This is a genomic window from Terriglobales bacterium, from assembly GCA_035567895.1.
GTDB lineage: Bacteria > Acidobacteriota > Terriglobia > Terriglobales > Acidobacteriaceae > Gp1-AA112.
Genome location: DATMPC010000021.1, coordinates 1 through 7,677, shown reverse-complemented (window position 1 = coordinate 7,677; position 7,677 = coordinate 1). Strand labels below are relative to the sequence as shown.

At 55.8% G+C, this 7,677-nt stretch carries 7 protein-coding genes; 5 read left to right on the top strand and 2 right to left on the bottom strand.

The window, feature by feature from the left end; all coding sequences use genetic code 11:
• Nucleotides 1–86: 86 nt before the first annotated feature.
• A complete protein-coding gene (locus VNX88_05880) occupies nucleotides 87–233 on the top strand; it encodes a hypothetical protein (protein ID HWY68173.1) in 147 nt (48 codons plus the stop codon).
• Entirely contained in the window at nucleotides 230–436 is a 207-nt protein-coding gene (locus tag VNX88_05875; protein ID HWY68172.1) for a hypothetical protein, read from the top strand. The genes VNX88_05880 and VNX88_05875 overlap by 4 nt, the downstream gene beginning before the upstream one ends.
• A gap of 521 nt (nucleotides 437–957) precedes the next feature.
• On the opposite strand, the gene VNX88_05870 is transcribed toward VNX88_05875, so the two are convergent.
• Both VNX88_05870 and VNX88_05865 read right to left on the bottom strand, forming a co-directional pair.
• Nucleotides 958–1,092: a hypothetical protein gene (locus tag VNX88_05870; protein ID HWY68171.1), complete on the bottom strand. Its 135-nt coding sequence runs from the start codon at nucleotides 1,090–1,092 to the stop codon at nucleotides 958–960.
• Between the two features lie 191 nt (nucleotides 1,093–1,283).
• Nucleotides 1,284–1,637 (bottom strand): hypothetical protein, encoded by a 354-nt coding sequence (locus VNX88_05865; GenBank protein HWY68170.1) that lies wholly within the window; start codon nucleotides 1,635–1,637, stop codon nucleotides 1,284–1,286.
• Between the two features lie 270 nt (nucleotides 1,638–1,907).
• Here VNX88_05865 and VNX88_05860 point away from each other — a divergent pair, with 270 nt between their 5' ends.
• Genes VNX88_05860 through VNX88_05850 form a run of 3 tightly spaced genes read left to right on the top strand, consistent with a single transcriptional unit; the run spans nucleotide 1,908 to nucleotide 7,574 of the window.
• Nucleotides 1,908–5,201: an AAA family ATPase gene (locus tag VNX88_05860; GenBank protein ID HWY68169.1), complete on the top strand. Its 3,294-nt coding sequence runs from the start codon at nucleotides 1,908–1,910 to the stop codon at nucleotides 5,199–5,201.
• Between the two features lie 13 nt (nucleotides 5,202–5,214).
• Nucleotides 5,215–6,609 (top strand): oxygenase MpaB family protein, encoded by a 1,395-nt coding sequence (locus tag VNX88_05855; protein ID HWY68168.1) that lies wholly within the window; start codon nucleotides 5,215–5,217, stop codon nucleotides 6,607–6,609.
• A complete protein-coding gene (locus VNX88_05850; GenBank protein ID HWY68167.1) occupies nucleotides 6,606–7,574 on the top strand; it encodes a class I SAM-dependent methyltransferase in 969 nt (322 codons plus the stop codon). Before VNX88_05855 ends, VNX88_05850 begins: the two co-directional genes overlap by 4 nt.
• Nucleotides 7,575–7,677 lie beyond the last annotated feature (103 nt).

Genomic DNA, 7,677 nt, shown 5'->3' with positions numbered 1-7,677 from the left:
AGGAATTGGCGAGACAGCGGATGGAGCAGGAACGGCTTCGACGTGCTCGAGGAATCTTCGAAAAGTTCCCTAAGCTATAAGGCGGCGTGATCGAACAGGGCGCGATCTATCTACCGGCGCTGCTGCGCCGACTGGATATCTGCCAGCAGAGTTTTCGCAAGACAGAGCCGGCGCTGAATCTGCCGCTCAAAGCGTGGGACTATCTGCGCCGTCAGGTGAAGATCACGCCATGAACCACCGCCGTAGTGTGACCGGCATGCTTAAACTCGAGCGATCCATCGTCTCTATGCTTGCCAGCCGACTCCGTAGTCGGGCGGTTGTGGAACTAGAAAACCTCGCCCTCCGTCATCAGCTGCACGTTCTTCGCCGTCAGCGGGTAGCTTTTCTCATCCTTATAGGACTGTGGTATGCCACCCATAAATACTGGTTGCGCTAGAAGAATTGATCAGCTCCGACCAGCACGTAATTGTCTGCCCAACCCGGTATGTAGGTGTAGTGACCCATTCCAAAAACGCATTCATCCGTATTGGTGCCCCCGCTTCTTGGTGTTGCAAGCCTCCTTAGCTTGGCGCGTAAGTACATCAAGTAAATCGCTAATCTTGAAATAGCCGCATATGATATGGTCGCTACTACGCGCAGGTCCGAAGGCGAGCCGCTATCGCGAGTCGCGAGCTTCAATTCCATTCATCACGAGAGAACCCACAACAACCCATGCCAGTTGTCCTAAAGCGAGCCGCAATCGCAAGTCGCGGGCTTCAGTTTCCATCCATCAGGAAAGGCTGACGGCCCATCCTGCCAGTATGAGGAAAAGCAGATTTTACATTCTCCATTGAAGTGGAGGATGCCCATCGGCTGGCCGACTGCTTGCTCCGAGCGAAGATTGACAATTTGGAGTTCGTGAGTTTGTTGCTTGATTCTCGTATTCAGGCAGTGCATCGTCCTGTTACTTCTTCTTCGCTAGTGTCCTCGCTGTACCTGCTGCTCGGCTGCGACGTGATACTTGCGGCGAATTTCCGCAATGTCCACCTGCGTCGGCGGCAGCTTCAGGTTCATGTCCTCCAAAGTGTCCGCTACGATCTCGGAGATCGCCAAGTTGCGGCCTGGGGCTCCCTCTGGTAAAGTCCCCGCGCATTGAGTGCGAGCCTGACTAGCTACAGGACGATGTACGCCACCGTCATAAAACACTTAATACGAGGTCGGATTGATAAATGAACGGCTGCGGTGGGTCTGCTCCGCCGCAGCCGTTATGTTGGAGTGGAAGGTCGAGTCCAAGGGGTCTGCCTTCATCGTTCCTCGTTGACCGCGACTTCCGGCTGGTAGCTGTGCATCCGCTGCGCCACTTCGTACTGGGCGCAATCGTTATTCAGATGCTCATAGCCGGGATGCTTCGGCCCGACCGCGGGATCAAGGTCACCGCAGGTTCTTTGCCACGCGTCGCTCCACGCAATCGTCCCGTACATCGCCCTCGGCGGATCCTCAGCCGACATCGAGCACGCATTGAGTGCGAGCGCGAGTCCGGCTGCCATCGCAAATCGACCAACCACTCGTCCGACGTTCTTCATATCCATGACCGTTGCCTCCTGAGAGTCGAGTCTCTCAATACTCAAGGCGTCATAGTCGGCTGAACCACTGTTCATCCGGCTTGAACCATGATCACGCGAAGAGGCAAAGCGCATGTAAACGTGAAGACTATTGAAGAACCGCAGCGGCGCCGGTAACGCTGATTTATGCGCTTTTCAACAGGACGAAGTAGATTTACACTAACTTGACCGAGTGGTAGGGTCGCCTCTCGACGCAAGCATAGTTAGAGAGGGGCGGCGCGAGTCTGGACCGAAGTCGGGCTTACCGAACTTCCAGTCGAAGGTTGGTTTGCCGGAGGGCGAATTCTGACAACGACTGAAGAAAAGTTGGGTAGCGGCAAGAGGGGTGCCGAGTCGCTCGGTAAGCCCGCCACGGAGACCGGCATTTTTGCGGTAAGCGGCGAGTACTGGACGCTCGGTTATGGCGGCGCCACCTTTCCGCTTAAAGACATCAAGGGTCTCAGTTGCATTCAGCGCTTACTGCAGCATCCAGGCGAGGAATTTCACGCGCTCGACCTCCTAGGCGGTGCTGACACAAGCATCACCTCCGAAAGTGAACGCGTCGAAAAGCACGAGAGTTCACTTGATATCGGTGTTACCTTTCGTCGGGGGCTGACCGGTGACGCCGGTGAGATGCTGGATGCGAAGGCTAAGCAAGACTACAAGCGCAAGCTGCTCCAACTGAACGAACAGCTCGAAGACCTGCGCGAGCGCGGCAACCACGAGCGCGCCGAACAGATTGAGTCTGACATTGAGTTCCTGACGCGCGAGCTCACCCGCGCGGTGGGAAGAGGTGGCCGCGACCGGCGGGCAGGCTCTGCCGCTGAACGCGCGCGACTCAACGTTACTCGCGCGATTAAGGCCGCGATTCAGAAGATTTCCGAGCGGCACGAGGCGATGGGCGAGCTACTCGAGCGCTCGATCAAAACCGGCTCGTTTTGCTCCTGTGTTCCCGATCCGCGCACCCGCGTCTCATGGCAATTCTCCCTGGGAAGCCCCAGCCCTCAGGACGAAGCGGCCGCGTCTGAACTGCTTTTCTCACAGCACGAGTCCAGCTTCCTGCGCGCGTTCACAGAAGGAACCGCCTTCGTAGGACGAGAAGCGGAAAGCACCACCCTCGCTCGCGCTCTCGAGCAAGCGCTCAATGGCACCGGAAAGATAGTGCTTATCGGAGGCGCCGCAGGCGTCGGAAAAACACGTATCGCAGCGGAGGTCGGCAGAAACGCTTCACATCGAGGAATGCTGACGTTGGTAGGTAGTTGCTACGATCGCGACGATCCAGTGCCCTTCATACCGTTTGTCGAAATCTTGGAAGCGGCGATCGCGCAAACGCCGGACCAGCTGACGTTCCGCCAGGCGTTGGGCAACGACGCTCCTGAGATGGCTCGACTCTTACCGCAGTTGCGACGGCAGTTTCCGGATATTCCCCCGCCAATGGAGCTCCCGCCCGAACAATCACGCAGAATTCTGTTTGGCGCAGTTAATGAACTGGTCGCGCGCGTCGCTCGCAACACGCCTGTGCTGTTCCTTTTGGACGATCTGCAGTGGGCCGATGAGGGAACATTGCTGCTATTGAATCACCTGGCGCAACTGATTCCAAAGATACCGGTTCTGGTCGTCGGCACTTATCGCGACTCTGAGCTGGACCCGGCAGGCCAGTTTATCAAGACCCTCGAACAATTGATGCAGCAACGTCTGGTCGAACGCATAACGCTGGGGGGTCTTCCGAAGGACGCGGTCGCTGAGATGCTGTGTGCGCTCAGCGGGCAGCGGCCGCCTGAATCGGTGGTGAAATTTTTCTATCTGAATACTGAGGGCAACCCCTTCTTCATCGAGGAGCTGTTTCGCCACCTGGTGGAGCAAGGGAAGCTGATCGATTCCTCGGGAGAGTTTCGTGAAGACCCGAAACTGAGCGAGATTAACGTGCCGCACAGCCTTCGACTCGTCATCAGCAGGCGGCTTGCACGGCTCGGCGATGAAACGCGAAAAATTCTAAACTCGGCGGCGGTAATTGGCCGTTCCTTCACGTTCGAACTCCTGGAAGCCTCTACCCACACAGAAGCTGATCGGCTCCTCGACCACGTTGAGGAGTTGGAAAGAACTGGTTTGATATCCTCAACCTTGGAATATCCGCAGGCTCGGTTCAGATTTTCACATGAGCTAATCCGTCAGGCGGTCGTAAGTGGAATATCTTTGCCGCGACGTCAAAGGTTACATCTGGACGTAGCCGACGCCATCGAGCGGATCTATTCGAAATCTGTGGAGGACTACGCCGAAGAGCTAGCGCATCACCTTTGGCAGGCGGGTGCAGCGGCAGACTCGAATCGAACAGTTCAGTATCTGGCCGTGGCTGCGAGACAGGCGATGACACGTTCGGCCAACCTGGAGGCGATCGCGCATCTCACCAAGGGCTTGGAACTCCTGCAAGGCGCGTCTCGCACTCCTGAAAATCTGCAACAGGAGCTGATGCTACAAGCCAGCCTGGGTATGGCTCTGATCTTCGCGAAAGGCTATAGCGCTCCGGACGTACAGCGCGCCTACGAGCGGGCGCACGAATTGTGCAAGCAACTTGGTTCGCCGCCCCAGCTTTCGCCTGTTCTTTGGGGATTGTGGGCGTACTACCTGGTCCGCAGCCAGTTCAAGAATTCTACTGAGATAGGACAACAGCTACTCAACCTAGCTGAACACCAAAACGATACCGACCTTCTTCTGGAAGCGCATGCGTCGCATAGCATGAGTATTTTTTATATGGGCAATTTCGAGTCGGCCCGTGTGCATTGCGAGAGAGCTCTGGAAATATACGACATCGAAAAGCATCGGGGCCACGCTCACGTTTATGGACAGGATCCCGCAGTTGGAAGTCTTACTTTTCTAGCATGGACGTTATGGATACAGGGTTATCCCGACCAGGCGCTCGCAAAATGCGGCGAGTTGCTTAAACATGCACGCCAGCTGGGGCATAGCCACACGCTTGCGTACGCTCTCGCGTGTTCCGCGACGCTTCATCAGTTCTGCCGCAACGTCGAAACCGCGAAGCAGTTGGCCGAGGAGGGAATCGCGTTTTCTTCCACGCATGGATTTCCAATATGGTCGTTGGCTGCGAACTACACTCTTGGTTGGGCGCTTGGCCAATCGAATGACTTGGAGGGCAGCGTCGCACTTCTGCGCGGCGCGACTGATGCTTGGCGAACTCTGGGAGCACAGTCGACGCGGCCCCATCAACTCGGGCTACTCGCTGACGCTCTGGGCAGGTCGGGCCGGGCCGAAGAGGGTCTGACAGTTCTCGACCTCGCACTGGCCGAAGTACACACCACCAACGAGGAATACTACGAAGCCGAATTGCATCGGTTGAGAGGCGAACTGCTGCTGTGTCAGTCTCAAAGAGATGAAGAAGGCGCAGAAGCCGCTTTCCTGCAAGGAATGGACGTCGCTCGCCGTCAGGGTGCGAGGTCCTGGGAGTTGCGTTCGGCAAGCAGTCTGCTTCGTTTGAAGTTGACGCGGCGCGGCGATAGCAAGGCCCGGTCGTCGCTGGCCAATGTCTACGGATCATTCACCGAAGGGTTTGAAACGCCTGATCTTAAGGACGCCCGGGCGCTGCTCGAACAGTCACGCGCCGGCTAAGGGGACTTGCAAAATGAATGATCGCATCCGAGAACCTGCTTTTCAAAAGATGATGTTCCAGCTCGGCGATGATCTTGCCGACAAGACCATCAAAGCTATCCATAAAGAACATGGTCTCGGCCAAGTTAGCAGCATATTGAGCGGTCTTATCCGCAACACTGATATAAACGGCCTTGAGAACGAAAAGGGGATCCATCCTTCTTTTGTGGACACTCAAAAGTATCCCCAGAAAAGCGACCGCGTTCAGGCGGCTAAACACATCTCCAAAGTGTTGTCAGACTATTTGGAAAAAAGTGTTGCACAACTACCAGTAGCGTTGAAGGGAGGTCTCCTTAAAACTAGCGAAGAGGTTTTCAACAAATACGGGATGGTGGCCTTTTCAATTCTAGGATGTGCCAGCCTGCCTGAGGCTTATGCGACGACGTACGCTTCGCGAGTTCTGGCTACCACTCAACAGTTACAAGCGCATGTCCACCGGCGGCTCGCCGAGACGAGTCTGTTCGTTGTAGACGTGATGACTGAGAACGGCTTGAAGAAGCCTGACGGCGTGGGTATTCGTGCGGCGCAGAAGGTACGCTTGATGCACGCCGCAATTCGCCATCTTATTCTGCAACCCCCTGATGCTAACGCAGTCGATAACACGCAGCGAAACCTGGGGGACGTTTTGCGGCAGATGACCTGGCCTGCAGAACTGGGAATTCCTATTCACCAGGTCTCGATGAGCATGGCGATCCTCAGCTTCTCCTACATTGTTCTTCGCAGCCTCAGAAAGCTTGGCATCGATCTGTCGCCGACGCAGGAGAAAGCCTACTTGTATCGTTGGAACAGTATCGCCCGGATAATGGGCGTAAACCCTGATCTTCTTCTAACCGATCCGGAACCGACGATGGACGAAGCAGAAGAGATGTATTCAGCTGTCTGGCCGCCGGCCGTGGGTGAGACGCCGCAGGGTCGCGCACTCGAGAAAGCGCTGCTCGACTATCTAGAGGGTTTCGTGCCGAAGACGCTCGCACCGTTAAACCGAATACCCAGGATTCTAACTCGAGAGCTCATCGGAGCGAAAATGGCCCGCACACTCGATATCGATCTCGGCTTCGCCGACAACCTTGGCTTGCAAGCTATGAGAGCTGCCGCTGGGCTCCATCGCTACGGAAAAAATCTAGCCAACGTCCTTGGAATCAATGTCGACTGGATCGACAATGCGGGTCTGCAGCTCATGAAGGGATCGATGGGTCTGGAGCATCTGAACCCCGAGAGCGTCGATGAATTTCCGCCGGTTCGAATTGCCGCGGAATGGCTGTTCCGTACAATGGCGAAGCAATTTCCCGAAATGCAACGAGGTGGCAATCGAGCGCCATTCAAAATTCCTGATACCCTGACAGAGCCACCTACGACGAAACCAAAATGACACCTTTGCGAGAGAATCGGGCCAACTTCACGCGCTCAGATGCCTCGGCCGTAAAAAACACTGACTGGAAACCCGACGATGTTCGCGATCAATACAGCAACGCGAATTCGCACTCCGATCTATATCGCTACCTGACTCAATGGGCTGACTTCAGCTCCTACCTCAACATCGGATACTCAAAGCCGAGGCAGAAGCATGACTCTCCCGCCGCCCACGAACGACTAATCGATCGAGTGGCAACGGGTCTGCTCAAACTTCGGGCAACTGGCAAATATCGCGACGACTCGAGATTGCTGGACATAGCGTCCGGCCGCGGCGGGCCGGCTATTTACGCGCACCAAAAGTACGGCCTTGAGGTCTTGGGGGTCGACTTCACGCCTTACAATGTTCGTCGCGCGACTCGCAACAGTAAGGAGAAGACGACATGGCCGAAAGTCCGGTTCCTTGCGGGTAACGCCGATGCCTTGCCTATCAGGAGCAAATCGTTTTCGATCGCATGGTCAATCGAATCTCCGGCGCACTTTAGGAACAAACCTGCTTTCTTGAGGGAGGCCGCGCGCGTGCTCAAACCGGGGGGAGCCTTTGCATTTGCCGATCTACTCGTCTCGGACTGGCGCGCAAATAAATCCGCCAAGAGTCGCCGCATCTACGACGAGTTTCTGCGGGCATGGGACGTGCCCAACCTGCAGACCTTCAAGAGTTATCAAGCAGAGATTGCTAAGGCGGGGTTCAAGCTTTGCGAGACGGAAATCGCCACGAAATATAACCTGGACATCTTCGAACGATACTGCAGGCCCTTCCTGTTTCTAACCGGTATACCTCCTGTGTTCGCGGGGTACCAGCAATTCGTCAAATGGCGCACGGGCGCTGGCCTGAACAACGTTCATGAACACGTGCTCAAGTCGTTCGATGCCCTAAGACTCGGCATGATCGACTACGGAATCTTCTGGGCGCGTCGGTCTTGAAGTAGTTGTCTTTGGTCAAGACCCAACCCGGATGTATTGATGAAGAAGTCAGCCGAGGACGGGGTGTCGCTACCGAAAACCTCATCCGGGTGACGGAGTGCGA